This window comes from Clostridium sp. AF22-10 (assembly GCF_003478725.1).
GTDB classification, from domain to species: domain Bacteria; phylum Bacillota; class Clostridia; order Lachnospirales; family Lachnospiraceae; genus Otoolea; species Otoolea fessa.
In genome coordinates this window covers 16765-41837 of record NZ_QUFZ01000010.1, presented here as the reverse complement: position 1 = coordinate 41837, position 25073 = coordinate 16765, and the positions used below count along the sequence as shown (strand labels likewise).

Annotated in this window: 41 protein-coding genes, 1 tRNA gene and 1 pseudogene; 38 read left to right on the top strand and 5 right to left on the bottom strand. The window is 46.0% G+C overall.

The window, feature by feature from the left end; genetic code table 11:
- Positions 1-86 precede the first annotated feature (86 nt).
- From DWX91_RS09070 to DWX91_RS09030, 9 genes and pseudogenes are all read left to right on the top strand, one after another.
- Positions 87-1103: an aminopeptidase gene (locus tag DWX91_RS09070; protein WP_118538676.1), complete on the top strand. Its 1017-nt coding sequence runs from the start codon at positions 87-89 to the stop codon at positions 1101-1103.
- Between the two features lie 417 nt (positions 1104-1520).
- Positions 1521-2507: a LysR family transcriptional regulator gene (locus tag DWX91_RS09065; RefSeq protein ID WP_118538674.1), complete on the top strand. Its 987-nt coding sequence runs from the start codon at positions 1521-1523 to the stop codon at positions 2505-2507.
- Positions 2508-2807: 300 nt separating this feature from the next.
- Positions 2808-3659, top strand: a complete 852-nt coding sequence (ispH, locus tag DWX91_RS09060; RefSeq protein WP_118467777.1) for a 4-hydroxy-3-methylbut-2-enyl diphosphate reductase — start codon at positions 2808-2810, stop codon at positions 3657-3659.
- A pseudogene (rpsA, locus tag DWX91_RS09055) lies at positions 3640-4721 on the top strand (30S ribosomal protein S1). The gene ispH and the pseudogene rpsA overlap by 20 nt, the downstream one beginning before the upstream one ends.
- Positions 4722-4773: 52 nt before the next feature.
- Positions 4774-4923 (top strand): hypothetical protein, encoded by a 150-nt coding sequence (locus tag DWX91_RS18070; RefSeq protein ID WP_333490962.1) that lies wholly within the window; start codon positions 4774-4776, stop codon positions 4921-4923.
- A 466-nt stretch (positions 4924-5389) separates the two neighbouring features.
- Entirely contained in the window at positions 5390-5704 is a 315-nt protein-coding gene (locus tag DWX91_RS09045; RefSeq protein WP_022360428.1) for a PadR family transcriptional regulator, read from the top strand.
- A 13-nt stretch (positions 5705-5717) separates the two neighbouring features.
- Positions 5718-6539, top strand: coding sequence for an HAAS signaling domain-containing protein (locus DWX91_RS09040; RefSeq protein WP_118472902.1), 822 nt, complete (start codon positions 5718-5720; stop codon positions 6537-6539).
- A 12-nt stretch (positions 6540-6551) separates the two neighbouring features.
- Entirely contained in the window at positions 6552-6812 is a 261-nt protein-coding gene (locus tag DWX91_RS09035) for a hypothetical protein (RefSeq protein WP_117795242.1), read from the top strand.
- A 47-nt stretch (positions 6813-6859) separates the two neighbouring features.
- On the top strand, positions 6860-7066 hold the full coding sequence (locus DWX91_RS09030) for a small, acid-soluble spore protein, alpha/beta type (RefSeq protein WP_118472901.1): 207 nt from the start codon (positions 6860-6862) through the stop codon (positions 7064-7066).
- A gap of 109 nt (positions 7067-7175) precedes the next feature.
- Here DWX91_RS09030 and DWX91_RS09025 read toward each other — a convergent pair whose 3' ends face one another.
- The 4 genes from DWX91_RS09025 to DWX91_RS09010 form a co-directional block, all read right to left on the bottom strand.
- Positions 7176-8240, bottom strand: a complete 1065-nt coding sequence (locus tag DWX91_RS09025; RefSeq protein ID WP_118472900.1) for a site-specific integrase — start codon at positions 8238-8240, stop codon at positions 7176-7178.
- A 201-nt stretch (positions 8241-8441) separates the two neighbouring features.
- A complete protein-coding gene (locus tag DWX91_RS09020; RefSeq protein WP_118472899.1) occupies positions 8442-9176 on the bottom strand; it encodes a hypothetical protein in 735 nt (244 codons plus the stop codon).
- 38 nt (positions 9177-9214) lie between these two features.
- Positions 9215-9649: an ImmA/IrrE family metallo-endopeptidase gene (locus tag DWX91_RS09015; protein WP_243021919.1), complete on the bottom strand. Its 435-nt coding sequence runs from the start codon at positions 9647-9649 to the stop codon at positions 9215-9217.
- A 10-nt stretch (positions 9650-9659) separates the two neighbouring features.
- Positions 9660-10088 (bottom strand): helix-turn-helix domain-containing protein, encoded by a 429-nt coding sequence (locus DWX91_RS09010; RefSeq protein WP_118472898.1) that lies wholly within the window; start codon positions 10086-10088, stop codon positions 9660-9662.
- Between the two features lie 199 nt (positions 10089-10287).
- On the opposite strand from DWX91_RS09010, the gene DWX91_RS09005 reads away from it, so the two are divergent.
- A complete protein-coding gene (locus DWX91_RS09005; protein WP_347474711.1) occupies positions 10288-10488 on the top strand; it encodes a helix-turn-helix domain-containing protein in 201 nt (66 codons plus the stop codon).
- A 162-nt stretch (positions 10489-10650) separates the two neighbouring features.
- Here DWX91_RS09005 and DWX91_RS09000 read toward each other — a convergent pair whose 3' ends face one another.
- Positions 10651-11169 carry a hypothetical protein gene (locus DWX91_RS09000; protein ID WP_118472896.1) on the bottom strand — a complete coding sequence of 173 codons (519 nt, stop codon included), beginning with the start codon at positions 11167-11169 and terminating at the stop codon, positions 10651-10653.
- A 134-nt stretch (positions 11170-11303) separates the two neighbouring features.
- Between DWX91_RS09000 and DWX91_RS08995 the strand changes: the two genes are divergently transcribed.
- The 28 genes from DWX91_RS08995 (at position 11304) to DWX91_RS08880 (ending at position 25067) form a co-directional block, all read left to right on the top strand.
- Positions 11304-11807 (top strand): helix-turn-helix domain-containing protein, encoded by a 504-nt coding sequence (locus tag DWX91_RS08995; RefSeq protein ID WP_118472895.1) that lies wholly within the window; start codon positions 11304-11306, stop codon positions 11805-11807.
- Positions 11808-11889: 82 nt separating this feature from the next.
- Complete coding sequence (locus DWX91_RS08990) at positions 11890-12135, top strand: hypothetical protein (RefSeq protein ID WP_118472894.1); 246 nt, start codon at positions 11890-11892, stop codon at positions 12133-12135.
- Between the two features lie 83 nt (positions 12136-12218).
- On the top strand, positions 12219-12410 hold the full coding sequence (locus tag DWX91_RS08985) for a hypothetical protein (protein ID WP_118472893.1): 192 nt from the start codon (positions 12219-12221) through the stop codon (positions 12408-12410).
- Positions 12411-12590 (top strand): hypothetical protein, encoded by a 180-nt coding sequence (locus DWX91_RS08980; protein ID WP_118522316.1) that lies wholly within the window; start codon positions 12411-12413, stop codon positions 12588-12590. It begins immediately after the preceding gene.
- A 37-nt stretch (positions 12591-12627) separates the two neighbouring features.
- Positions 12628-12840: a hypothetical protein gene (locus tag DWX91_RS08975; protein WP_118472892.1), complete on the top strand. Its 213-nt coding sequence runs from the start codon at positions 12628-12630 to the stop codon at positions 12838-12840.
- A gap of 5 nt (positions 12841-12845) precedes the next feature.
- Positions 12846-13034, top strand: a complete 189-nt coding sequence (locus DWX91_RS16405) for a hypothetical protein (RefSeq protein WP_147354041.1) — start codon at positions 12846-12848, stop codon at positions 13032-13034.
- Positions 13015-13311 carry a hypothetical protein gene (locus tag DWX91_RS08970; protein ID WP_118472891.1) on the top strand — a complete coding sequence of 99 codons (297 nt, stop codon included), beginning with the start codon at positions 13015-13017 and terminating at the stop codon, positions 13309-13311. The genes DWX91_RS16405 and DWX91_RS08970 overlap by 20 nt, the downstream gene beginning before the upstream one ends.
- Positions 13283-13603, top strand: a complete 321-nt coding sequence (locus DWX91_RS08965) for a hypothetical protein (RefSeq protein ID WP_118538672.1) — start codon at positions 13283-13285, stop codon at positions 13601-13603. The genes DWX91_RS08970 and DWX91_RS08965 overlap by 29 nt, the downstream gene beginning before the upstream one ends.
- Positions 13587-13742 (top strand): hypothetical protein, encoded by a 156-nt coding sequence (locus tag DWX91_RS16615; RefSeq protein WP_182431328.1) that lies wholly within the window; start codon positions 13587-13589, stop codon positions 13740-13742. The genes DWX91_RS08965 and DWX91_RS16615 overlap by 17 nt, the downstream gene beginning before the upstream one ends.
- The gene (locus DWX91_RS08960; protein ID WP_118472890.1) at positions 13729-14214 is read left to right on the top strand and encodes a siphovirus Gp157 family protein; all 486 of its coding nucleotides are present in this window, start codon (positions 13729-13731) and stop codon (positions 14212-14214) included. The genes DWX91_RS16615 and DWX91_RS08960 overlap by 14 nt, the downstream gene beginning before the upstream one ends.
- An 11-nt stretch (positions 14215-14225) precedes the next feature.
- A complete protein-coding gene (locus tag DWX91_RS08955) occupies positions 14226-14906 on the top strand; it encodes an ERF family protein (protein ID WP_118538670.1) in 681 nt (226 codons plus the stop codon).
- A 36-nt stretch (positions 14907-14942) separates the two neighbouring features.
- Positions 14943-15488 (top strand): hypothetical protein, encoded by a 546-nt coding sequence (locus DWX91_RS08950; protein WP_147353140.1) that lies wholly within the window; start codon positions 14943-14945, stop codon positions 15486-15488.
- Positions 15454-15606 carry a hypothetical protein gene (locus DWX91_RS16610; RefSeq protein ID WP_182431327.1) on the top strand — a complete coding sequence of 51 codons (153 nt, stop codon included), beginning with the start codon at positions 15454-15456 and terminating at the stop codon, positions 15604-15606. Before DWX91_RS08950 ends, DWX91_RS16610 begins: the two co-directional genes overlap by 35 nt.
- A 149-nt stretch (positions 15607-15755) precedes the next feature.
- Positions 15756-16136, top strand: coding sequence for a hypothetical protein (locus DWX91_RS08940; protein WP_118472887.1), 381 nt, complete (start codon positions 15756-15758; stop codon positions 16134-16136).
- A gap of 5 nt (positions 16137-16141) precedes the next feature.
- Positions 16142-16570: a hypothetical protein gene (locus DWX91_RS08935; RefSeq protein ID WP_118538668.1), complete on the top strand. Its 429-nt coding sequence runs from the start codon at positions 16142-16144 to the stop codon at positions 16568-16570.
- On the top strand, positions 16563-17291 hold the full coding sequence (locus DWX91_RS08930; protein ID WP_118538666.1) for a DUF6291 domain-containing protein: 729 nt from the start codon (positions 16563-16565) through the stop codon (positions 17289-17291). The genes DWX91_RS08935 and DWX91_RS08930 overlap by 8 nt, the downstream gene beginning before the upstream one ends.
- Before the next feature lie 29 nt (positions 17292-17320).
- The gene (locus DWX91_RS08925; protein ID WP_118538664.1) at positions 17321-17800 is read left to right on the top strand and encodes a hypothetical protein; all 480 of its coding nucleotides are present in this window, start codon (positions 17321-17323) and stop codon (positions 17798-17800) included.
- 37 nt (positions 17801-17837) lie between these two features.
- The gene (locus DWX91_RS08920; RefSeq protein WP_118538662.1) at positions 17838-18143 is read left to right on the top strand and encodes a hypothetical protein; all 306 of its coding nucleotides are present in this window, start codon (positions 17838-17840) and stop codon (positions 18141-18143) included.
- The gene (locus DWX91_RS16605) at positions 18140-18289 is read left to right on the top strand and encodes a hypothetical protein (protein WP_182431283.1); all 150 of its coding nucleotides are present in this window, start codon (positions 18140-18142) and stop codon (positions 18287-18289) included. The genes DWX91_RS08920 and DWX91_RS16605 overlap by 4 nt, the downstream gene beginning before the upstream one ends.
- Before the next feature lie 118 nt (positions 18290-18407).
- Positions 18408-18530 carry a hypothetical protein gene (locus tag DWX91_RS18065; RefSeq protein ID WP_279220581.1) on the top strand — a complete coding sequence of 41 codons (123 nt, stop codon included), beginning with the start codon at positions 18408-18410 and terminating at the stop codon, positions 18528-18530.
- A 48-nt stretch (positions 18531-18578) separates the two neighbouring features.
- Positions 18579-19487, top strand: a complete 909-nt coding sequence (locus tag DWX91_RS08915; protein ID WP_118472257.1) for a hypothetical protein — start codon at positions 18579-18581, stop codon at positions 19485-19487.
- A gap of 288 nt (positions 19488-19775) precedes the next feature.
- Positions 19776-20615 carry a ParA family protein gene (locus DWX91_RS08910; RefSeq protein WP_118472258.1) on the top strand — a complete coding sequence of 280 codons (840 nt, stop codon included), beginning with the start codon at positions 19776-19778 and terminating at the stop codon, positions 20613-20615.
- Positions 20608-21006, top strand: a complete 399-nt coding sequence (locus DWX91_RS08905) for a hypothetical protein (protein WP_118472259.1) — start codon at positions 20608-20610, stop codon at positions 21004-21006. The genes DWX91_RS08910 and DWX91_RS08905 overlap by 8 nt, the downstream gene beginning before the upstream one ends.
- On the top strand, positions 20996-21658 hold the full coding sequence (locus DWX91_RS08900; protein WP_118472260.1) for a hypothetical protein: 663 nt from the start codon (positions 20996-20998) through the stop codon (positions 21656-21658). The genes DWX91_RS08905 and DWX91_RS08900 overlap by 11 nt, the downstream gene beginning before the upstream one ends.
- Before the next feature lie 288 nt (positions 21659-21946).
- Positions 21947-22399, top strand: a complete 453-nt coding sequence (locus DWX91_RS08895) for a hypothetical protein (protein WP_182431284.1) — start codon at positions 21947-21949, stop codon at positions 22397-22399.
- A gap of 144 nt (positions 22400-22543) precedes the next feature.
- Positions 22544-22616, top strand: a tRNA-Ile gene (locus DWX91_RS08890).
- A gap of 230 nt (positions 22617-22846) precedes the next feature.
- Positions 22847-23704, top strand: a complete 858-nt coding sequence (locus tag DWX91_RS08885) for a terminase small subunit (RefSeq protein WP_118472261.1) — start codon at positions 22847-22849, stop codon at positions 23702-23704.
- Positions 23694-25067, top strand: coding sequence for a PBSX family phage terminase large subunit (locus DWX91_RS08880; RefSeq protein WP_118472262.1), 1374 nt, complete (start codon positions 23694-23696; stop codon positions 25065-25067). The genes DWX91_RS08885 and DWX91_RS08880 overlap by 11 nt, the downstream gene beginning before the upstream one ends.
- Positions 25068-25073: the final 6 nt, after the last annotated feature.

Genomic DNA, 25073 nt, shown 5'->3' with positions numbered 1-25073 from the left:
AAAGGAAAAAAACAGAAATAATTCCCACTTGCAAAGGTGCAAAAATTTAAGGGAACCAGACAAAACAAGAAAAGGAGATTAAAACTATGAGTGATAACAGAATTATCGAATGTATGGAACGTGCACAGTATCTTCTTGGCAACCTGATGGCTGTTAAACCGGGCGAGGAAGTTTTAATCGTAGTAGACCCGCAGACCGATGAGAGAATGACCCAGGCGATGGCAGCAGCCGCTTTAAACTGTGGCGCTGAGTACGGCGTATACATGATGCCGATTCGTGGAAAAGACAAAGCAACCATCTTCCCGAAATCCCTGGAACTTGGCATGGATGCCTGCGATGTATTTGTCGGCATGACTACTGCATCCGGTGCAGCGATTTACAATAACCACTTAAAAGAGCTCATCAACCAGAAGAAACTCCGTGAGGTTTCCATCTGCTTAAGAAGCATCGATAACTTCACAAGAGGCGGCGCACTGGCAGATTATGAAGCAGTTTATGCAGACGGCGAGAAGCTGCAGGCAATCTGGAGAGGTCATAAGATGGCTCACATCACCACACCGGCTGGTACCGACCTGTACATGGAAATGAATCAGATGGAGCCGATCATCGAGTGCGGTATCGCGAGAAATCCGGGCGATGCAATGGCGTGGTCTGACGGCGAAGTTTCCTTAGGACCGGTTATCGATACAACCCACGGAAAACTGGTAATTGATGGACCTATCTGCTACTACGGCTGCCCGACCACACCGGTTGAGTTAAAGATTGAGAAAGGCCGTATCGTAGAAGTAGTCGGCGGCGACCCGAAGATCTGCAAAGAGATCCGTCGTCAGATTGCAGAAGTCAAAGATTCCGACAACATCGCAGAGATCGGACTTGGTCTGAACCCGGCTTGTATGTTCAACGGAGACTTCGAGGAAGAGAAGAAGGCAAGAGGAACCTGCCACATCGCGATGGGCAACGGCTTCTACTATGGACAGCCGGCACGCTCGACCGTACATATCGACATGGTACAGTACAATCCGACCGTTATCTTCGACGAGGGAACACCGGAAGAGGTTCTGATCGTAAAAGACGGCAAGGTTGTATGCCTGGGTGATAAATAATATGGCTGCATATTAAGAAATATCAAGAACGAATTGTCAATGAAAGACTGCATGAATTGCGGCTGCGATTTCCCCTTGAGCAGCCGCAATATAAAACATCAGGAATTTGTAAAAGCTTAGGAATTGAATAAACCTCCATATTAAAAATGGAAGCTGTGGACGCAGGTTAGCTGCCTTAGATGTGCAGAGCGCAGGTGTTCGCAGCTTCTTTTGAGTGCTGATTCACGCACCTGGAAGTTTCGTAAAACAAGCTGGATTCTGTCTGAAAAACGACAAATGGACGGAAAATACAGTTTATTTGTTTACAGATATAGAAATCTTATGATAAAATAATAACAATAAAAAATAACTGTTAGATATGGCGGTTATATTCGTTTAAGCAAAGCAGGATGGAAAATGGACAGGGGGAATTGACAAATGCTGAATGAAATGAAGTACGTGTATGAGGTTTACAAAGAAAAGAGTTTTTCCAAAGCGGCGAAGAAGCTTTTTATCAGCCAGCCAGCACTCAGCAACATGGTGCGGAAGGCAGAGAAAGAGATGGGAGCGCCGATTTTTGATCGCAGTACGATTCCGCTGACGGTGACGAAGGAGGGCGCGTATTACATCCGTACCGTTGAAAAGATTCTTTTTCTGGAACGGAATCTGGAACGGTATTTTCAAGATATTGCGGGGCTTCAGGGCGGCACGCTGGCGCTCGGCGGTGCATCTTATTTCTGCTCGTTTGTGTATCCGGATCTGATTGCCCGTTTTCAGACAAAATATCCGCAGGTTACGATTGACCTAACAGAAGGAAATACGCGGGAGCTGAAAGCAGGGTTGGAAAATGAGTCGCTGGATCTGGTGTTGGAGACGGCGATGGAGAAGGACGATACTTCGATCAAACGGTATTTATTCCGGAAGGAAAATCTGATTCTGGCAGTTCCGGAAAGTTTTCCGGTTAACCGGAAGCTGCAGCCATACCGACTGTCCAGGCAGGAGATTCTGTCCAAGTCCTTTTTAAAACCGGAGGTGGAGGCGGTTCCGTTAAAGGAATTTAAGGATGTGCCGTTTATCACGATGAAACCGGGCAATGATATGTATAAACGAGGCGCGAAAATATGCCGCAACAGCGGTTTTACGATGAAAACTGTGATGATGGTGGATCAGGTGCTGACTTCTTTAAATATCGTCTCCAACGGGGTTGGAGCGATGTTTGTGCGTTCTGATATTGTACAGTGGCGTCCGGAGGACCCGAGGCTGGTCTATTATAAGATAGACGACCCGTTGTCTGAGCGGGAGATCACATTTTCGGTCAAGCGGGGGCGTTATGTGACGGCGGCGATGCGTGAGTTTATGCGTCTGGCAGGCATCCGGTCGGATGATCCGGACGCCGATCCGGCTGCCGGGAGGCAAAAGGAGTAACGGCAATTTCCGAAGACAGGGACTGAATGCGGCGTAAATTCCGGAATGTGGTTGCAAAATCAGTTAATCGTGTAAATTTTATATAATTTTACGTCGATTTAGACTTTACCAGCAGTCTAAAGTATGATAGACTATAACAATGAGGGTAAATGAGTTGCCGATTAAAGGCGGAAGAATTTCTATTCTGGAGAATTCGCGGGATGCTATGAGAGACAGGAGCAAAGGTGGATTTTATGAAGGAGACAGAGGGGATTTATTTATCCAAGACGATGAGGAATAGGAGGAATAGCGGGCAGGAACATGGAAATCACAGTTGCGAAGACGGCTGGCTTCTGCTTTGGCGTGAAGCGGGCAGTCGAGAAGGTATATGATCAGATAGCGACGGGGAAGAAGCCGATCTATACCTACGGTCCCATCATCCACAATGAAGAGGTGGTGCGGGATCTGGAAGAGAAGGGCGTACAGGTCATCAATTCGAAGGAGGAACTGGAAGCCCTGAAAGAAGGCGTGGTCGTCATCCGTTCCCACGGCGTAGGCAGGGAGATCTATGAACTCCTGGAACGCCAGGGACTGGAGCTTGTGGACGCGACCTGTCCATTTGTCAAAAAGATCCACAAGATTGTCCGGGAACAGTGCGAAGCCGGACGCCGCGTGATTATCGTGGGAAATGAGCACCACCCGGAGGTCGAGGGTATCAAAGGCTGGGGAAATGAGTATACTCTGGCAGTCGAGTCACTGGAGGAATTTGAAAATCTGGCACTCAGACCGGATGAAAAGCTCTGTATCGTGGCGCAGACGACATTTAACTACAATAAATTTCAAGATTTAGTTGAAAAAATTTCAAAAACGTATTATGATATACTTGTTTTAAATACGATTTGCAATGCAACACAGGAGAGACAGGTTGAGGCGAGGCAGATAGCTTCACAGGTTGATGTTATGATTGTGATTGGAGGCAAGAACAGTTCTAACACACAAAAGTTGTATGAGATTTGCCGCAGGGAATGTAAACACACTTACTACATTCAGACACTGGAAGATTTCAAGCCTGAGATAACAGGTACTGTGCGCAGCGTAGGTATTACAGCCGGGGCATCGACCCCAAATCAAATTATCGAGGAGGTTCATACTAATGTCAGAATTAAGTTTTGAACAAATGTTTGAAGAATCATCATTCAAGAGATTACGTACAGGAGAGGCTGTTACCGGTCAGGTTATCGGTGTCAAGGAAGACGAAATCATTCTCAGCATCGCTGGAAGCAAATCCGAGGCATCATCACAAGAAGCGAATTCACCAATGAGCCGGGCGTAGATCTTAGAACCAAAGTTCAGGTCGGCGACGAACTGGAAGCAAAAGTTCTGAAAGTAAACGACGGAGAGGGCATGGCTGCTTTATCTTACAAGAGACTGGCTGCTGATAAGGGTCTGAAACGTCTGAAAGAAGCTTTCGAGAACAAGGAAGTTCTGAAAGAGAAAGTTACACAGGTTATGGAGAAAGGCCTCGTAGTAGAGGTTGAGGGAACCCGTGTATTCATTCCGGCAAGCATGGTTTCTGATACTTATGATAAAGACTTATCCAAGTACGCAGGTCAGGAGATTGAGTTCGTAGTTACCGAGTTCAATCCGAGCGGAAGAAGAAGCCGTATCATCGGCGACCGCAAGCAGATCCTGCTTGAGAAGAAAGCTGCTATGCAGAAAGAATTATTCGAGAAGATCGCTGTTGGTCAGACCGTAGAAGGTGTTGTTAAGAATGTAACTGATTTCGGTGCATTTATCGACCTTGGCGGCGCTGACGGTCTGCTTCACATCTCTGAGATGTCCTGGGGCAGAGTTGAGAATCCGAAGAAGGTTTTCAAAGTAGGCGATAAAGTAAAAGCTCTGATCAAAGATATCAACGGCGAGAAGATCGCTCTGAGCTTAAAGTTCCCGGAGAGCAATCCGTGGGCAAACGCAGCTGAGAAATATGCTGTAGGCAACGTAGTAGAAGGCAAGGTAGCACGTATGACTGATTTCGGCGCATTCGTTGAGCTGGAGCCAGGTGTAGATGCACTTCTTCACGTATCCCAGATTTCCAGAGAGCATGTTGACAAACCATCCGACGTACTGAGCGTAGGACAGGTTATCACTGCTAAGGTAGTTGATTTCAACGAGGCAGACCGCAAGATCAGCCTGAGCATGAAAGCTCTTGAGAATCAGGAAGCAGAAGAAAACTAATCAAACGGTTGACGCCAGTTTCTCATCGGACAGATAGTGCGTCAGACGGAGGATGAAAGAATCATCAGGCTGTCACTTCCACAGGAAGAATGTGGAGGTGGCAGCCGTTTTTGCGATGGCGTGGGGCATGGTATTCTTGACCGGAACGCAGTTGGGTATTTCTGGGATTGGAAGAAAGAGCTGGCTGTTTCTGGCGCTGTAGAAAGCTATTTGGTGATTTTATCTCAGTCGAGAAGACTCCCGCCTCTTCAGGTGGTGAGTAATAGCAAATTTGTCTCAGTGGGAGTTGGGTCTCCAACTGAGATAAACGCTCCGCGAGGATGCGCAGTGATTCTGATAGGAATATGTCAGCTTTGCTGACCAGAATCACGCGCCAAGTCTCACGGATGTTCGACTTGAATAAGATAAAAATGAAAACAGGCAGTATGGCGTATGTGATGGAACATAGGTTGTACGGTCTGTTTTTTGCGTGATGAGGAGCGGGATACGGCGTGGTGAAGGGTTGTGGGAGCAGAAAGATGGATTGGAGTGAGTCATAAGGATATTTGGAAAAATATTGACAAAGAAGGTACACTGATATATAATTTAGATACAATATTATATTAACATATAATATTAAACAAGAAAAAATATTATATTTTGAATTAGTGAATCTTAGGAGGGATAAGATGGTTTTTAATACAGGAGCTGCGCTTCTGGATGCGATCGTCCTTTCAGTTGTATCAAAATCTGCAGAAGGAACATATGGGTATAAGATCACGCAGGATGTCCGTCAGGCAATCGAAATATCGGAGTCCACGCTTTATCCGGTGTTGCGGCGGCTTCAGAAGGATGACTGCCTGGAAACATATGACCGGGCGATCGACGGCAGAAACCGACGGTATTACAAAATAACGGAGGCGGGACGGATTCAGCTGAATCTTTACCGGGGTGAGTGGAACGTGTATGCAGGAAAAATTTCAGAGATACTGAAAGAGGGATAAGGAGAGGCAGATCATGAAAAAAGAAGCATTTTTAGAGAGGCTGGAAGCGCTCTTGCAGGATATTCCGGAAGAAGAAAAACGGGATGCGATTGACTATTACCGCGATTATCTGGAGGAAGCGGGACCGGAGAAGGAAGAAGAGGTACTTGCAGAATTTCAGAGTCCGGAGCATATTGCCGAGGTAATCCGGACGGAGCTGCAGAGTGAATGGAGTGGCGGCGAATTTACAGACCGGGGGTACAATGACAGCCGGTTTGAAGAAAAGCGGACGACTTTATCCAGAAGCGGTGGGGCAGAACAGGGAGAACGAGAAAAAGAAGCAGGATTTCAGGCTGGAACCGAGGATGCCCCATTCCGGGAATTTCGGGATGAGGAAACGGGAGAAAATGCGGCATCCAATGAGAATCAAAGAAGCCGTCTGAGCGAGATGCTGCATTGCTTAAAAGAAAAAATAACCGGTTCCAAGATTGGAATGGTTGTGGCAGTTCTGGTAGTGCTTGCAGTTCTTCCATTTATCTTTTCGCTGGTAACGGGGACTGTGGGAAGTGTTTTTGGGCTGGCAGTCGCACTGGCAGCGATATTGGTGGTGCTGGGACTGATGACGGTGCTGGTGTTTGTTGGCGGAATTATGCTGTTCGTTCTGGGTGCAGCGAGTCTGTTTGAACATTTTGCGATGGGACTGATGTTCATCGGATTGGGTATCGCGGCAGAGGGCAGCTGTCTGCTTCTGATATGCGGCTGTATCCTGTTTTACGGTGTATTTCTGCCGTGGGCAGTCAAGGGAATCATTCAGCTTTGCCGTCAGGCGGCAGGTTATCTGTCAGCCAGGGCGTAGGAGGATAGGAAAATGAAAAAATGGATGAAAAAAATGGCAATCATTGGCGCTGTCCTCTTTGTGGGGGGAATCGGTGTGACATCGATCGGGGCTGCCATTGGAGGCGCAGCTGCCGGACTGGATTTTCTGATCGATCAGGAAAAAAATTTTCAGGATAAATATAATTGGGGTGATTCTGAGGAAATATGGGATGATACGGAGCAGCTGCCGGAAGAGCTTGATGAGTCGGATGAGGTAAAAGAGCAGCTGAACGGAGAAAGACAATACGAATAGATTTCCAGAAAATGGACATACTCTGAGTACACAAGATGGAAAGGAGTATGTTTTTTATGGATGAAAATAAGGTGGATTTTGAGAAAATGACCCCGGCAGAGCGGCTGAAATATGAGGTGGCGGAAGAAGTTGGATTGGCGGACAAGGTACGACAGTATGGCTGGAGAAGCCTGACTGCCAAGGAGAGCGGGCGGATTGGCGGTCTGATGACGAAGAAAAGGCGGGAGATGAAACAGGATAAGAAAGACGGATAATTCCCTTAAAACACCGAAACCCCTTGAAAATAAAGGAAAAATCCAATATTTTCAAGGGGCTTCAAATCTGCCGGCTGCGGGACTTGAACCCGCGAAGAAGCCTTTAATATCAATGCTTTTCAGGCATCGTGTTGCATTTCGTGTTGCATGATTTTACGTTTGCAACTTTTTGGAAATGTTCAAGGATCAGCTGACTCTGCTTTTCTGCCTCCAAATCAATGACATTCCGGTAGACGGATTTCATCACATTGTCAGAGGACCAACCGCCTCGCTGCATAATGTATTGATCCGGAACTCCGATCGCATGCATGATGGACGCGGAGTAATGCCGCAGGTCATGAAAGCGGAAGTGGGGGAGCTGGCAGAGATCCAGAACCCGTTCGAATTCTCGCGTGAGCTGATCGGGGTTCAGGTTACACAGTGCCCCTTTTTTACCGCGTATATGTTTAAAAAAGAATTCTGGCATTTGTATAGTTCGATAGCTGCCGTAGGTTTTGGGTGACTTGGTTATCCACTCATTGTCCTCGCTGCGCACGATGCTTTTGCTGACAGTTATGGTGTTCTCTTTAATATCACGGGAAGTCAAAGCACAGATTTCGCCACGGCGAAGCGGACCAAATGCAGCCAGAAGAATGGCTATTTCCAGATCGGTTCCAGCAGATTCAGCCAGGAGGCGCTGAATATCTGTGTCGTTCGGACAATATAGCTCCGGGTGCTTCCGGGCGGGAAGCTGTACGCGGATGGAAAGGTCGGGGGCAAACATATCGAGAGCCGCTGTCAGAAGCGCATAGGCATTTCGGACGGTCTTAGGGCTAAGCCTTTTCGATAAATCAGATATCCAGATCTGTACAATCTGGCTGTTCAATTCATTAAGGCGTGTGCTGCCGAAATTGCCCTGGAAGTGCGTCCGCAAGAGTCCTGCATAGCCGCGTAGGGTAGACGGGGAAAGGACGGCTGCTTTCATGTCCTTGTATCGCTGGACAGCGACACGAACGGATATATTTTCGGCGCGGTTCCTTTTCTTTGATAATTTCCATTCGTCTGCAAGCATCCGCGCCTCTTTCTTGGTCGGCGCGGTAAAGGACTTATAATGACGTTTACCATCCGGATCTGTGTAATCTAAAGCCAGAACACGAAAGTTCCCGGATGGGAGTGAATTTTTGCGTTTTGCCATAATGATATCATCCTCCTTGGTGGGTATAGGAAATACACCCCTTGCAGGGCGCCCGGAAGAATGATATAATTCAAAGTGTTCAAGTTTGATTATATCTTCCGGGAGTGATCCTGTAAGAGAAAATCTATGTAAAGCCGTTCGGTACGCCAATACCGGGCGGTTTTGCTATTTAAAGTGGTCGAAATCGACTACTTTAGGAAATCACTGTAAAGCAGGGCTTAACCATACATCAGTCGAATAGCTTTGTAACTGCCCCTCTACAATCGCCCCATTGGCGATTTTTTCAAGAGTATCATGCGAAACAGTAAAGCTAATAACTTTTTGTTCGCTTCCGTCTGTCATATCAGCGACCGCCCAGTATTGCAATTCATCATATTGATCCAGACCATATTTTTCGACCGCGTCATATACATCGTAAAAGCAGCTAGCTACGGTCATTTTTTTAGTCAAACTAGATGTAATCTTGGCTTTCAGGACGATGGTTGTCCCGTTTACAGTGGTACTAAGCAAATCGCCATAATGAAGTTGAATTTCTGATGTATCGGAAGCACCGTTTTCAGCAGCTATTTTATCGTAGTTTCCCAGTACATACATATATACGTGAGAAGCATCATCTGTTGAAATACCATATTTTTCTGCAATCTCTTCATCAACCTGTGCTTCATAATCTCTTTTCGCAATCGGATCTTCTGGTGAAGATTCCCAAGCGGTCTGATAGTCTTGATAAATAGAAAGCATGGTTGAATTATCAAGTCCTAACGCTCGTACACTTCCCCAGCCGTCGGAATCGTTATCAGCGGAAACGGAGCTGTCTTCTGCAGTGCTTTCTTCGACGGAGCTTTCTGTTGGCGTTTCGGTTGTCGATGTGTTTCCACCGCCGCAAGCCGACAAAGAGAATGTACACAGCAATGCTACAAAAAATATTTTTCTTTTCATACCTTTTCTCCTTAGTGTTTTTTATTAAAATGCCAAAGCTATTTTAATCGTAGTTCAATTAATTTTTTTTGATACCCCAATAATCTGGATACCTGCTCGATGGAGCATTCTTTGTATTTAAGATATTCTGTTAATATTTCGTCCGGAATTAAAAATTCCACAGCAAATTTATTTGCTTCGACTTCTAATTTCGTATTCAGCAAGGTGTGAGTCCTTAAAAAATAGCAGTTTTCTTTCGGGTGCAGAATTGCATGCCCCAACTCATGAGCCATAACAAACATTCGCTCATTGCCTTCGAGAGATTCGCTGATCCAGATGCACTTTGACCGTTTCAGATACATATAGCAGCCGAGCCGGGAACCAATGTCGCAGGTCATGACTTCGATGCCAAGAGCGTCGGCCAGTTTAAACGGATCAGAAGTATTAAATTTTCTTCTATAAGCTAAGGCCTTTTTTCTGACATAGTCATTCAACCCAGATCACCTACTTTTTGTTTTTATTGGGATTGTATTTCTCTTTGTTCTTTATTTTTACTCGGCGGAGCATAAGATCCACCTGTCCCAAAAACAGATCAATATCTTCTTCCGGAATATCCTGCCCGTCATATGCCGCTGGACCAGATTCTTTATTGGCCAGTTTCTCACGCAGGGAGTCGAGGTCTTTCTTTATATCTCTTTCGTCCCGGGCTGTAAGCTCTGGGGCTTTTTCTTTTACGACCGCTTCTTTTCCGGTCATCAGATACTCTAAAGACACGCCGAAATAATCAGCAATTTTCTGTAGCTTATCCTGCTTGGGAGTGTATTTCCCTTGTTTCCAATTAGACAGCGTTGCAGTAGTAATACCAGTTTCCTTAGCTACTTTATAGGCGGTTACTCCATACTTGGAAAGTAGCTGTTCAAAAATCTCATACATTATAGTCCTTTCCGCCTGAATAGCTTAGAAAAATTAGCTAAAAATATTGACAAGCTAAGATATCTATGCTATTGTATGGATGTAGCTAAGATATCTAAGCTACAAACAATGACATAGGCTTTGGTTTCTTAAATAACTTAGGTGGTACTTTGATTATATAAGAAACCTTAGCTAAAGTCAATAGATTTTAAAGAAGGAGGTGTCTATTTTGTATAAAAAATATGCAGAGCTGCGAGACAAGAGAAATATAACAGACTATAGAGTTGCAGCAGATACTGGAATTTCGACAGCAACACTTTCTAATTGGAAGAATGGAAACTATGCGCCGAAGTTCGACAAGCTTCTGATTCTTGCAAAATACTTCGACGTTCCGGTGGAGTATTTCGCGGAAGCAGAATAGCGATCGAGGATCTGTTGGAGTAGGGAGGTGAGAGGGATGAAGATAGTATTGTTAATTGGCTGCTGGCTTTTAGGAGCATTATGCGTTCTGATTATGAAAAAAATAGAGCCACATAACAAGGTGTATCCTGTATGGGCTCTGTTTATATCGATCATGTTTACGCTATTCGCGTTCTACGATTTGCTTGGTAGAAGTTAGTTCTTTATTAAGTTCACAACCTAAAGATGCGATAAGGGAAGAATACATTGTTCGTTCTTCTCTTGAGGATCCGCTACCAAAGACTTCGTTGTCGATTTTATCCATGAACGAAATAAGTGTTTTTTGGTTTTGGGAATCACAGAACAAAAGAGCTGTATCGACAGCGGAGTGGACATTTTGATAGCGTTCAAGAGATTGCTTCGAAGCGGTAAAGTTACCAGCGGAGCGAAGTACCTCACTAAAAGCAGTTTTTTTATCAGCATAATAAATTTCAAATTGCTTTTGAGCAGCTTCATGGGAAAGAGATAATTTTTTCATATTTTCTTCATGACAGAATTCGAGCTTTTTCATTTTATATGCATGGTGATTATTAATTAAAGCAACAGCTACGGGAGATAAAAAAGCAGCAATAGCAATAACAGCTGTAATTACCCACGATAAATCTAATGGGTGCGAAAAAAGAGAATCAAAATTAATGCTCATGGGAGTCTCCTTTTGTTTTGTACTCGGCATTTTTGGAAGCCTGTAAGTACAGTATAGGGCAAAAGGATGGGGATGGCAATTAAAAAGAGGCGTATTCCAATAAAGAGAGCGAACCTAGAAGGGAGGCAAAAGAGATGCGTTTTATTGAGAACGAGATTCTGGAACGTATTGGCTTTGATTTTTATTGCGACATTGCAAATAACATTGTCAAAGCCAGAGCAGAAATGGGATGGACCCAGAAGAAGCTGGCAGAGCAGTCAGGAATCAAACCCCATCGGCTGGTGGGAATTGAAAATGTAAAGATCCGGATCGATTTGGATGATTTGGAAAAGCTGTCAAAGGTCTTAAACAGATCAGTGGACTGGCTTCTGGATGCGGAGTTGGAGGGCGGCGGAAAAGAATGCCTTTATCTGGTTTGGTCGGACTCCAGTCCATGTCTTAAACTTTACCAGAGAGCTACCAGTAAGCGGATGGCATTCATGATATATGACAGAAAATTCAAGGAGTGCCATGTTGCATACAGCAGCGGGCGAGAGAGACATTTTGTACAACTTGTAGGAGTTCCAGTATCAACGGCAGAAATTCAGAAGAAGTTCAAAAAGCGTGTGACGGATGATTTGCCGATAGAACCGGATTGATTCGGGATGCCAATGCTCAGATGTCATTAGCTGAGTAGGGGGAATTCTGTTCGCAACAGAGGATGAGAAGGAGGTGTAAGAAATGAAAAGAACTGCATTTAAGAAAAAGCCATCATGGAGCTATTGCACGGCGGATTGGATAAACGAAATTAAGATTCGAACCAGTTGGACAAATGAAAAACTTGCTGGTGAGCTGGGAGTATCGATGTCAACGCTCCATAATCTTAAATCTGCGCCGTGGAAGGTGTCTGGGGCGTACGTGCTGCGGCTTCTGGAGATTCGCAATAATGTGATTGCAAAATATGAAAATGAAAGAAAAGTCGTGTAAGATCTGCTGGAGTTGCTGGCGGTGTATGGAATCCGATCGGGAATACCCGTGCAAAAATTATAAGAAGAAAGCGAGGAAGCGTAATGAGAAGAGAACTGAAATGCATGGAACTGAGAAGTCAGAACCAGCGGACCATTGAGGTGCTGGACAAAGAACTTGGCAGAGCACAGGCGGATCTGCGGTTTGCGTGGCGGCTGGCATATGTAGGCATGACGATCGCAGCGGTGGCGACCGGGGCGATGGTGGCGATTGCGCAGGCGGCGGGGATGTTCTAAATGAGAGAAAGAGAAATGGAGTTTTGCCCGTTCAGAACTGTGATGGAGACATTTCCAGCCGTACTTGTTGGACAAGGGGACGTTACACGGACGAGATTTGAATTATGCTTAAAAGAAAAATGCCCAGCGTTCCGTGTGATGAGGGGGGGCGAGAGCTGTTTGAGGCTGGAGAAGCAGTAAAGGCTGTTTTTGGCAGCAGGGGAAGGAGGACAGGAGTATGTCGAAGAGAGTCGAAGAAATCCTCAGAGGTATGCCACGGGAAGATCTGAGAGTCAGAGAAGATTACCGTGATGATGGATTACGCGTCAAGCTTGCGACGCATTACCTTATAGGCTATCTGGGGAATGAAACACCGGAAAACAACAGAGCTGTTTACAGCGGAAAGGAGATTGCGGAATTGCTGGAAAGCGTCTGCAATGGCATTGAATAAGAAAGATGAGCAGGAGAACCAACGGAACCAACCGCGCCGGGGCGATGGTAAACGCCAGCCGGTACACCGGTTATGGGAAACCAAAGAAAAAGACCGCCAGCTTGGCAGAGCTGAACGGTCAAATCAATAAAAATATTAACAGCTTGATTATATCAAGAGATTCGGGAGGATGCAATGGTAAAAGCAACAATTAAAGGTAAAAGGGAGCCGATGGAGCTGGAGGGGGATATGATCCTTGGTGCCACGATCCAGTATGATGCAACCAGAGATTCAGGGGTGTTTATCATCGGTGATGTTAAATATTCACTTCTTCCGAGAACCCTGGCAGTAATGGCGGCGGCGCTTCTGAAAAAGCATTTTTCGGGAGAAGAGCTGGCGAAAGCATATGCAGATTTCTATATAGCATTTCTTGCAACTGTGGAAGTAGCACGGGAGGATTCTGATGAAGAAGAGACTGGCAAAGAAAATTGAGAAGATGCGCCGGAAGAAGATTCATGAGGCGCTGGAGATGGTGTTGGAGATCAATACCACACAGGTAAGAAGTCAGGAGCTTACTGGACGCAAGCCTACGGCGTTCTTTTCGTTTTCGGGTCACGTAGCAGACGTAGATGTTAGCATGTATCAAAATGGATGGAGCTTTACACGCGGTGCGGAAGGACGTTGGAGTGCTCAAGCTTTCCTCGACCACGCTGGAGATATGGAGCGACTGCTGAAAGAGCTTGCGAACAAGAAAAAGGAGTTACAGGATGCTGGAAAGATGTGACTGCTGCGGCGCATATCTGGAAGACGGCGGTTTGGCTTGTGAGGAGTGCCGGAAAGATATGAAGAACAGGATCAACCATAGAAATCAGAGAAATGAAAATAGAGCAAATGAACCGGAGGTAGCTTATGAATTTGTATGAGATTGATGCCCGCATCATGGAAGCGTTTGAGGCGGCGGTCGATGAAGAGACGGGGGAGATTGTAAATGAAGAGGCTTATGCGGCGCTGGATGCGCTGCAGGAAGCCAGAGACGAGAAGATCGAGAATGTCCTGCTCTGGATTAAGGATCTGAAAAGCGATGCGGAGCAGCTGAAAAATGAGAAGAGGGTGCTGGAAACACGCCAGAGAGAAGCCGAGAGAAAGGCGGAATCACTGCAGGAGTACGTTAAAAGAGCGTTAGACGGTCAGAAGTTTAAGACAAGCAGAGTGGCGGTGTCGTACCGCGCCAGCAAGGCGATTGAATACGCCGGGGATATTAATGCACTTCCGGAAGAGTTCATCCGCCGCAAGGATCCAGAGCTGAATAAGACAGCACTGAAAGAGGCGCTGGACAATGGCGCTGAAATTCCTGGCGTATCGATTGTAACCCGTAGCAACATGATTATTAGATAGGTGGCAGAGATATGGGAGAGACGAAAAAGAATATCTTCCAGACGATAGCAGCTGTCATGGAAGATGTGGGAGTGGTCGGGAAAGATTCGTTAAATGAGCAGCAGAAATTCAAGTATCGCGGCATTGACGCGGTCATGAATGCGCTGAATCCGGCATTTATTAAGCATCACCTGTTCGTTGTCCCGGAGGTTATGGATCAGACGCGGGAGGAACGCAGGACTGCAAAGGGCGGGATGCTTTTATATTCGGTCTGTCGTATGAAATATACGTTCTACGCCGAGGACGGCAGCCACATCGAGGCGGTGGTAGTTGGCGAAGGGATGGACAGCGGCGACAAAGCAACCAATAAAGCAATGTCGGTTGCATTCAAATATGCTTGCTTCCAGGTGTTCTGCATTCCAACCGAGGAAATGAAGGATCCGGATGCGGAGACGCCGCCGGCTTCCGAGAAAGCCCCGGAGCTGGCAAGCGAAGCGATGAGGAATGTATTCCTGAAAGAGTGCGACAGAATCGGAAAGAGCCCGAAATGTATTTTGAAAGCAATCGGCGTAGATTCGTTGGAACACCTGACGGTGGAACGATTCCAGAACGCGATGAAGAGTTTTAAGAACACGCCGGATAAATCCAAAGGGAAAGTAGATCCAGCCACGGTACCGCCGGAGGATGAAACGAGCGGTCTTCCGTTCAATTAGCCTATGGAGAGTAAGGGAACTTTAAAAGATGTGTCGATGGACTGGAAAACCGGTCGGATGCGGCTGACGTTTGAGTTGGAATCGGATGTGTCATCGTCGATTGACAAGATGAAGGACAAGCCCCTGCGGATCATTGCAAAGCAATGGCGGGAGAAGCGGAGCCTGGACGCGAATGCGTATTACTGGGTGCTTCTCTCGCGTCTGGCAGAGGTGGCGGGCATATCCAAGCCGCGGGCACACAACCTCATGCTTCGGAGATACGGCCAGAATCTCATGATTGCCGGTCAGATGGCGTTTTTGGTTGTACCGGACACGACCGAAGCGGAAGAGACGGCGCTGGAGGCGGAAACCTTCCACATCCGTCCAACTTCGCAGGTTAAGCAGGGCAAGGATGGGAAAGCATACCGTACATATACGGTGCTTGCTGGATCCAGTACCTACGATACAAAGGAAATGAGCGAGTTGATAAATGGGCTGGTAGCGGAATGCAAGGAGCAGGGGATTGAAACCCTGCCGCCGGATGAGCTGGCTCGGATGATGGCAGAATATGAAGAAAACCACAGGAAGAAAGAAACTATATAGCGTCCACATGAATCAGGAGTTTGATGAGCATTTGAAACGTCAGGCACAGGAGTATTATGAGGCGCACATCGGCACCAGAGAACAGTTTATTGCCGAGTTTGGCAAGAGTTATTTATAACGGTACAACAGCCGCAGGGCTAGTACATAGTAACCCGTAGACAGCATCCTGGCACGTCTTACCGTGTTATATATTACCAAACCTTTACAGGATGCCATTGGTTTACCGGGAGGGAGACCGACCCTCCCGCTCCGGAAGGAGGAAGCAAGTTGGCGAAGAAGAAAGTGACGCCGCAGATGGAGCGGTTTACCAGTGCTTTATACAACGCGCTGGGAGTAGGACATAAAAATGCGCAGACGCGCAAGGAGCTGTGTAAGCGCCTTAGATGTGATGATCGAATGCTTCGGGATGGAATAGAAGTTTTGCGGGCTGATTATGCAGTTTTGAATCGCGATGATGGAAAAGGTTATTATCTTCCAGAAGAAACGGATTCAGGGCGCGCGGACACAAAACGGTGGCATGAGCGGCAGGAACGTCGAGTACAAGCGATTCGCGCATCGCAGGCGGGAGCGCTTAAATTTATCGGAATGGGCCGAAGAGAACCTAAAGGCGTATATGGACAGCTCAGCATGTTCAGAGATGGAGGATAAGCAGGATGGGGAAGATGCAGAGAGAAAAAGGAAAACGCGGAGAGCGTGAGCTTGCTGGCATCCTGCGGGACTATGGATATAATTGCCGCCGGGGTCAGCAGTATTGCGGGACTTCCGGCGATGCGGATGTGATCGGACTGCCGGACGTACATATCGAGGTCAAGCGGGTGGAAGACCTGAGACTCCGGAAAGCATTACAGCAGGCTTCCAGGGATGCAAGGGCGGGCGAGATTCCGGTGGTAATGCACCGGCGTAACTATGAGCCGTGGCGGGTGTCCATGTACCTGCAGAACTTCCAGCGGATGTATTCGGATGATATTTTCGATGAGCTGAAAGCGCAGATTTGCGGTGGAATCATTACCCTGTTGCTGGATACATGGATTTGCTATTACCGTGACTGGCAGGCGGGAAAGGAGATGGGCTTGGATGAGTGATAAGAAGTCTTTTGTCATGTATGAGAGCTGGGGCGCTGCCATCGAAAAGATGAGCAACGAGCAGGCGGGCGAACTCATTAAAGCGATCTACGCCTATCAGAAAGACCCGGATGCTGTTCCGGAGGATCCGGCGCTGGCGTTTGTGTTCGAGCTTATTAAACAGCAGCTGGATGCGGACAGCCAGCGCTACAAAGAAGCGTGTGCAGCCAGATCGGAAGCAGGAAAGAAAGGCGGAAGACCGAAAACAAATGCTTCTGATAAAAAGCAAATGGTTTCGGAGGAAAGCAAAAAAAGCAAATGCTTTTCTGAAAAAGCAAAAAAAGCTGATAATGATAATGAGTATGATAATGATTTAAAAGAAAACACCCTAGAGGGTGTAAAAGAAAAGCGCTTCGCGCCGCCCACCCTGGAGAATGTGAGTGAATATTGCCGGGAAATGGGTTATACGAACGTGGATGCAGCACGCTTTATTGACTTTTACACCAGTAATGGCTGGATGGTCGGTAAGAATCGCATGAAGGACTGGAAAGCAGCGGTTAGAAATTGGGACAGGAGAGAAAAGAATCCGCAGAGGCAGGATGGGGCCGCCGAAGTCTCCAAGAAGAACCGCTTTCACAACCTGGAAGAACATGGTTACGACTACGATGCGATGGTGTGGGGCATGGTGGGCGCAGCGGCGCAGGGCGAGGCTGGAAGTGCTGTGGAACCCGGTACGGGATGAAGGGAGTTAGAGGACGATGAAAAGCATGGATGAACGCCGGGCAGCCATCAAGAAGCAGCTTCGGGGCGGCAAGAGAAATACTTCGGGAGCTTTCGGAAGTGATTGGCGAGGAACGGGAGAGAACCAGAGCTGCGGTAAAGAAAATGTGTGCTCTGGGCGAACTGATTCAGGAGGGTGACGGTGCGCGCGGCCAGAAAGCGGTTTACCTGCTGACGCGTGTAGGTGAGGAGGAAAACGACGAGGAATTGGACAAGCCAGATGATCGTCGAATGGTAGACGGCATCTGGCCGGATGAACTGGAAAAGACCAGGAACCGCGTGCAAGTCGGGGAGAAGCTCAAAGTGATGTTGCTTGCCGACACCCGTACCAAAGGCGAGGTGCGGACCGTGCGCCGGACGGTTCGGGTAATCAGCAAGCATAGGTATCTAGTTCGGACATCCGACGGAAGCAGCAGTACATACGCGGAATTGGCGATGTATTACCGCGGGAAGATTCTGGATCGGCGGTAGAAATGTCGGTATAGGCGGAAAGGAGAAGGAGAACTGCATGAGAACGCGTTATAAGACTTATGCGGATTATGGAATGTTGAAAAGCGATGAGGAGAAGACCCGGGAGCACTGTATGAAAGCGTCTGCAGAGGAACGGCTTATTATTCTTCAATGCGCGATCTCTGCTGCTCCAGGGCTGGAAATAGCAATATATGATTCGATTACCAGTGGCTCCGGATATCGGACACTCCTGCGGATGGGGCGGCAGATACCGGCGGGCGAGGACGATTTCTACGCGTATCGCCGCAAAACGTTGGCAGAGATAAGCAGATATATGAGGCTGCTGGGGAGGTGGAAGGAATGAAGAAAGATGCGGAGGACAGCATCCCCAAAGCGGCAGTGCTGGAGCTGATAAAAGAGATGGGCGGCTGTGATGCGGGCGATGAGTTTGCCAGGGGATGGGATGCCGCCTGTGATGCGTTTTACAAGACTATCATGGAGAGGTTTTGAGATGAATAGAGCAGAAACGACAAAATTAATTCATTATGCGTGGATATGAATTTGGGTGGAGATATCAAACAGAAACTATTGACGGGGAAGCTACCGAAGAAGAGGTAGAAGAAAGGACATGGAGATGAATGATAATTGCAATAGAGCGTGCTGGAACTGCTGGTATGACGAGTTTTGTGACTGGCATCCGGCGGGCGATGAGGAAGTGTGCGAGGAGTACATAGCAGATGACGAGGGTTAAGTGGTTAGATAAATCAGCCATAAGCGGGCGGCAGAAGAGGAAGAGCGGATGAGAGTAGCGTTGATCGATGTAGATGGACACAATTTTCCGAGTCTGCCGATTATGAAGTTGTCAACGTGGCATAAGCGGAAGGGCGATGCCGTGGAATGGTACGATCCGCTGACTGCATGGATGAATCCACCGGATAGGGTGTATATGAGCAAGGTCTTTACATTTACACCAGATTATCCGCATCCGATAAATGCCAGAGAAATCATAAAAGGCGGGACCGGCTACAATTATCCATCGGGCGGCGTCAGCTTGCCAGATGAAATTGAGCATATTTATCCCGACTATGGCCTGTATCCAGAACTGTGCAAAGATACAGCATATGGATTTCTGACTAGAGGATGTCCGCGCGGATGTAACTTTTGCATTGTGGGGGAAAAAGAAGGAAAGTGCAGCCGGAAAGTGGCAAATCTGTCCGAGTTCTGGGCAGGACAGAAGAATATTGTGCTATTAGATCCAAATATGTTTGCCTGTCGCGAATGGAAAGATTTGAGCCAGCAGCTCATTGAGAGTGGAGCGTGGGTTGATTTTTCACAAGGATGCGACATTCGTATTATGACGGCAGAAAAAGCGCAGTATCTCAAACAGATGAAGATTAAGCGGATTCATTTCGCTTGGGATCGATACGATGATAAAGACAAAATCGTTCCGCAGTTCGAGGCATTTAAACGTGTGACAGGCTGGGATTATCGTAAGATGGGCGTGTATGTGCTTTGTGGATTTGATACAACACTGGAACAGGATTTGGAACGGATTTATACTTTGCGGGATATGGGATATACCCCATACGTGATGATTTATGAGAAGTACAAACTTCGGCGAGGGGATGATTTGATAAGGTTGCAACGATGGGTTAATTCCAAATATGCGTTCGCATCAGTCAAAAAATTTGAAAACTATAAGGCGTAAAAGGCGAAGCGGCTGCCGAATTGCCGGGCGGATCGCCTGGGCGAGGATGCGGGCGGGCAGTTGAGGTTCGCGTAGAAAAATAGAGTGAGGTGGTAAGCACAGTCGATAGAGCGTCTTACATCCAGCGCGGAGGTTTGAACTCTTTCGTTCCGATTTGCCTGGTTTGGGGATTCTACGCCCGGATATTCCAGGGAATATGAGACATCTTTCAAAAAGGGTGTCTTTTTGTCGTTGTTTTTTGGGCAACATGTGTTATACTGAAAGAAAAATGTCGAAGGGGAAGATTACATGAGCGGAAAAGTTATTTCATTCATTAATATGAAGGGTGGAGTTGGAAAAACAACTTTATGCATTGGAATTGGAGAATACTTAGCTACATATTGTAAAAAGAAAATTTTATTTATTGATTTAGATCCACAGTTCAATACGACACAAAGTTTAATCAATGAGTTTGACTTAGAAGATGAGTATATGAACGAATATTCTAGTGGAGACAACAATAAAACAGTAATGAAGCTATTTCAATCACAACTTACACTTGCAAAAAAAGTTGACATTCCAACGCCGGATGATGTGTTAGTAAAATTGAATGATAATATGGATTTGCTTCCTGGAACTATCAATTTAATTCTTGTAGAAAGTGATAAAGATGGGACTAAAGCGAGAAAAGTAAAGCGTTTTATCAATGAGAATAAATTGAGAGATAACTATGATTTTATTTTTATAGATTGCCCACCTACCATTAGTGTATATACAGATGCAGCATTAATAGCTTCGGACTTTTATTTAGTTCCAAATCGAATTGATAGATATTCTATTTTGGGGATTAAATTATTAAAACAGGTAATAGATCGCTTGGATGACAATGAACATATAGGAATTCTCCCGTTAGGTATTGTATATACTATGATTAGAGATTTGACGCAAAAAACACTAATGCTTAAAGAAACATTTGAAAAAGATGATATCGTTAAAAAAATTGGATTGTTTTCAAATTCAACCTCTTTTGTTAACGACTTACTGGTTGGATTGCAGGGGAATATTTCTTCAAAGTATAAAAAATCGCGAGAAGAGATTGCTGTGCTTTGCGATGAATTTTTGAAAAAGGTGGAACAGTATAATGAATAATAGTGAATTTTTGTTTGAAAAAATAGTTAAAGATCGATTGAAGAAAAAACAGCTTGATATGTTAGATATAATAAGTTTGTTTTGTGTTTTTATTATATCAAGAAAATATATTAAGACCAATGTAGAAGTTAGTGAATTTATTGAACAGACATTAAAAGAAAAGTTTCCACCGTATGTGGTTAAATCACGTACTTTAATGGCAGCGAGAACTTGCAGGGTATTGCTAAATATTGAAGAAATCGATGGTGATAAAGTTTTACATATCATGCGTAAGATTATGAAAAATTCGGAAGAGATTTCAGAAAAAGATAAAGTTATAAAAAGATCTCGTAAAGGAAATGAAAATGATAAATTAGAAAAATGGTTAAGAGGATTTGGCGATGCTGAATAGATACTATGAAGCAGATAATTGCAAAAAAGACATTGAAAGATTTTGCAATATGGTATGCGGTGATAAAAGAATTCAGAAAAGTAAGATTACGTGTGTGGCCAAAAACGTGCTGTTCTTAAAGAAGTTTTTTTATTTTTATGTAGATAATAATCAGACGCATTATTATAGTTGCTTGATAAATGATATGCTAGTATTAGTACATTCATTATCTCAAAATTCAATAAGAATATATTATGTAACATTTCGTTCATTGATCGAAAATTTAATAAGAGTTTTATTGAAATATGATGATATGAATGCAACAGGTGTTAGGAATATGTTTACAGAATTTGCGGAAAATAGTTGTAAGGAATATTATAGCTATTTAGAGGGAGAATATGGAAAATGCTGTAATGTTGTACATAGTAATGCCAATTTTACACTTCCGATGTATAGTTTCTATGAGGAGTTATTGCTGGCAGATGAAGTGAATGATAAAATAATAGATGCGTTTTGTGATAGTATGATGACATTTTATAAGAAGCTAAAAGATTTCTTGATAGATAATAAACCTGATGATATATGGGCGGCTTTTCGTAACAACAATGAAGTTCTTTATACACTGGTTGGACAAAGAGATTATGAGCGTTTAGAAGGAAAGATAGAAAAATAGTAGTAGATTTAGTAAATGGGGCCGCCACTGCGTGGCTCTTTTCATTTATTTTAAGCTCGATGAGGTGAAATGAGAGCAATCAGCGCCTGTAGAATTAACAAAAGCATATGCATCTTTAATATCGGGGCTGTCGTATTAATGTGCGGCAGCCTTTTTCGATCCCCAAAAATCCAAACGTGCAGAGAACCCCTCCCGCCCCACCATGATAAAATAATGGCAGAATGCCAGAAATAAGGGAAGTGATAGGCATTGAAGGCTTGTGAAGTAAAATAGAGGGAGGTGGTACCGTTGGAGAAAAAGGTGCTGCTGCAGTATTGCGAAGTCATGGAAGAGATAAAAGATATTAGAAGACGCATCCGGGAACTGGACAAGTTCCTGGAAAACCCGCCGATTGTGGCGGACACCGTAAAAGGGAGCAGGGCGGATTTAACGATAGGCCCGATCAAGGTCAATGGTTTTCCAGATCCGATGCTGTATAGAAAGAAGCGGGCGGCGGAACGCTACCGGAAGCTTCTGACAGCCAAGGAAGCGGAGCTTCTGGAATTAACGACAAAGGCAGAGGAGTACATAGAGGCGATTAAAAAGCCTGATTTGAGAATTATGTTCCGCTTCTATTATCTGGAGGGATTGACATGGATTCAAGTAGCCTATCGACTGAACCGGATGTTTCCAAAACGTCGGGTTAAATATACGGAAGATGGATGCCGGATGAGAAATTCCCGATTTTTTGAAGAAAAATAAAAATGTTCGGTCGTGTTCGCTATAAAAGTAGTAGTATGGTATTAAGCATTCGTGTGACGGCGAATGTGGACGGTTCACGATGACGGAAAAATCCTCCGTATGTACTTCAACCCCGCTGGAAGATGGTCCCGGCGGGGAACCCCCTGGAACGTAGCTCAGTTGGTAGAGTGGCCGGCTTATATCCGGTGGGTCGAGGGTTCAAGTCCTTCCGTTCCGATTTGGCATGTTGAGCGGGCAGCATGCCGGTCTACTTGTGTTAGACATAATAAAATATCCTTTCGAGATGGCACCTGTCGCAAGATGGGTGCTTTTCTTCTGCCTATTATCATACGGCGCGCACGGCACCAGCCCACCTCCTGCGAGAAGGCAGCAGTCGGCTGTCTTGTATGGTGCCGGCGGGATCGTATTTGGTTACATAAAACTTAGAGAAATGAGAGGTGGTGGTGCATGGCCAGAGCGCCGGATGCCAGAGTAGATCAGGCGAAAGAATTATATCAGCAGGGTAAAAAGCTGGTTGAGATATCGGCGCAGCTGGGAGTGCCAGAAGGCACCGTCCGCCGGTGGAAACATACCTATGGATGGGATGGCGAACGTTCGGAAAAGAAAAGTGAACGTTCGAAAAAGAAGAACGAACGCTCGGAAAGAGTAAAGAAAGCAGTTGCTGAGGAAGTGGAGCGGGTTATAGAGAACCCGAATCTGACTGACAAGCAGCAGCTTTTTTGTTTGCACTATGTTCGATGCTTCAATGCGACGAAGGCATATCAGAAAGCGTATGGTTGCAGCTATGAAACGGCAGGGTCAAACGGCTATGCCCTACTGCAAAATACTGCAATAATAGCAGAGATTCAGAGGTTGAAACAAGCCCGCCTTAACCGTGAGCTTCTGGACGAGAGTGATATCTTCCAGAAATACATGGATATTGCCTTTGCTGACATCACAGATTATGTGGAGTTTGGGCGAGAAGAGGTTCAGGTTATGGGCGCGTTCGGTCCGGTACTGCAGGAGGACGAGGAGACAGGAAAGAAGATTCCAGTTACCAAAGTCGTCAATACAGTTCGCTTCCGGGAGTCTGGAGAGGTTGATGGTACGATCGTCACGGAAGTAAAGCAGGGCAGAGACGGAGTCAGTATCAAGCTGGCGGACCGGATGAAAGCGCTGGAATGGCTGGCGGCGCATATGGACTTAGCCACACCCGAACAGAAGAGCCGAATGGAGCATCTGAAAGCCCAGACCGATAAAATAACCGGACAGGGGCAGGAGATAGAGGATCTGGATGAGATAGAGGGCGAGATTTATGGCGGGTAAGGTAGTCAAAAAGAAAACCATAGAGTTTCACTTCTCAGAGAAACACAAGGAATACATCCGGCGGTGTCAGCAGTGCTCCTATAATGTGGCAGAGGGCGCAGTTCGAGCAGGCAAGACGGTGGACAATATCTTTGCGTTTGCGCATGAGTTAAAAACAACTCCGGATCGAATCCACCTGGCAACCGGTTCAACGGTCGGCAATGCAAAGCTGAACATCGGAGACTGCAATGGTCTGGGACTGGAATGGATTTTTCGGGGACAATGCCACTGGGGAAAATACAAAGATAATGAAGCTCTGTTTGTAAAGGGACCTTCGACGAGCTGGCAGCAGAAGATTGTTATCTTCGCAGGTGGCGGCAAGGAAGACAGTTATAAGAAGATTCGAGGCAACTCTTACGGAATGTGGATTGCCACGGAGATCAACCTGCACCATGACAAGACCATCAAAGAGGCGTTTAACCGTCAGCTGGCGGCGAAACGCTTAAAAGTATTTTGGGACTTAAATCCGGACAACCCGCGGGCGGCTATCTATTCAGAATACATCGACCGCTACCAGAAGCAGCAGGAAGCGGGGGAGTTCCCTGGTGGATACAACTACATGCACTGTACCATCTACGATAACATCAACATCACGCCGGAGCGTCTGCATGAGATAGAAAGCCGGTATGATGTCAATTCGATTTGGTTTCTTCGTGACATCAAGGGAATGCGTGTAGTAGCAACCGGTCTGATTTACCGACGCTTTGCGGATGATATCACTGCGGGAATCGGAACATTCCGGATCCAGGGCAAACCGACGGACCTCATGGAGATCAATCTGGGGATTGACTTCGGTGGCAGCGGATCGGGGCATTCGTTCACGGCTACCGCCATTACAAGAAGTTACCACAATGTGGTGGCGCTTGCATCGGAGTGGATTCGATGCAAGGATGAGTCGGGCAACCAGATAGAGATAGATCCTCAGATGCTGGGAGATATGTTCTGTAACTTCGTCCGGAAAGTCTTAGGGCAGTACGGCTATATTACGACGGTTTATGCAGATAGCGCAGAGCAGACGCTGATTGCAGGCATCCGGAGCAGTCTCCGGCACAACGGACTCGGTTGGATTCGGGTCGAGAATGCGCTGAAAGCTCCCATCAATGACCGAATCAACGCGGTGCTGATATTGATGGCGCAGGGGCGTTTTCAGTATGTTGAGGGAGAATGCGAGAGCTTGGTCAATGCACTATGCACAGCTGTGTGGGATCCAAAAGAACTGACGAAGAATGTTCGGCTGGATGATGGAACCAGTGATATCGACTCTCTGGATAGTTTTGAGTACACACTAGAGCGGCGAATCAGCCAGCTCATTAAATATGGGTGATGAAAA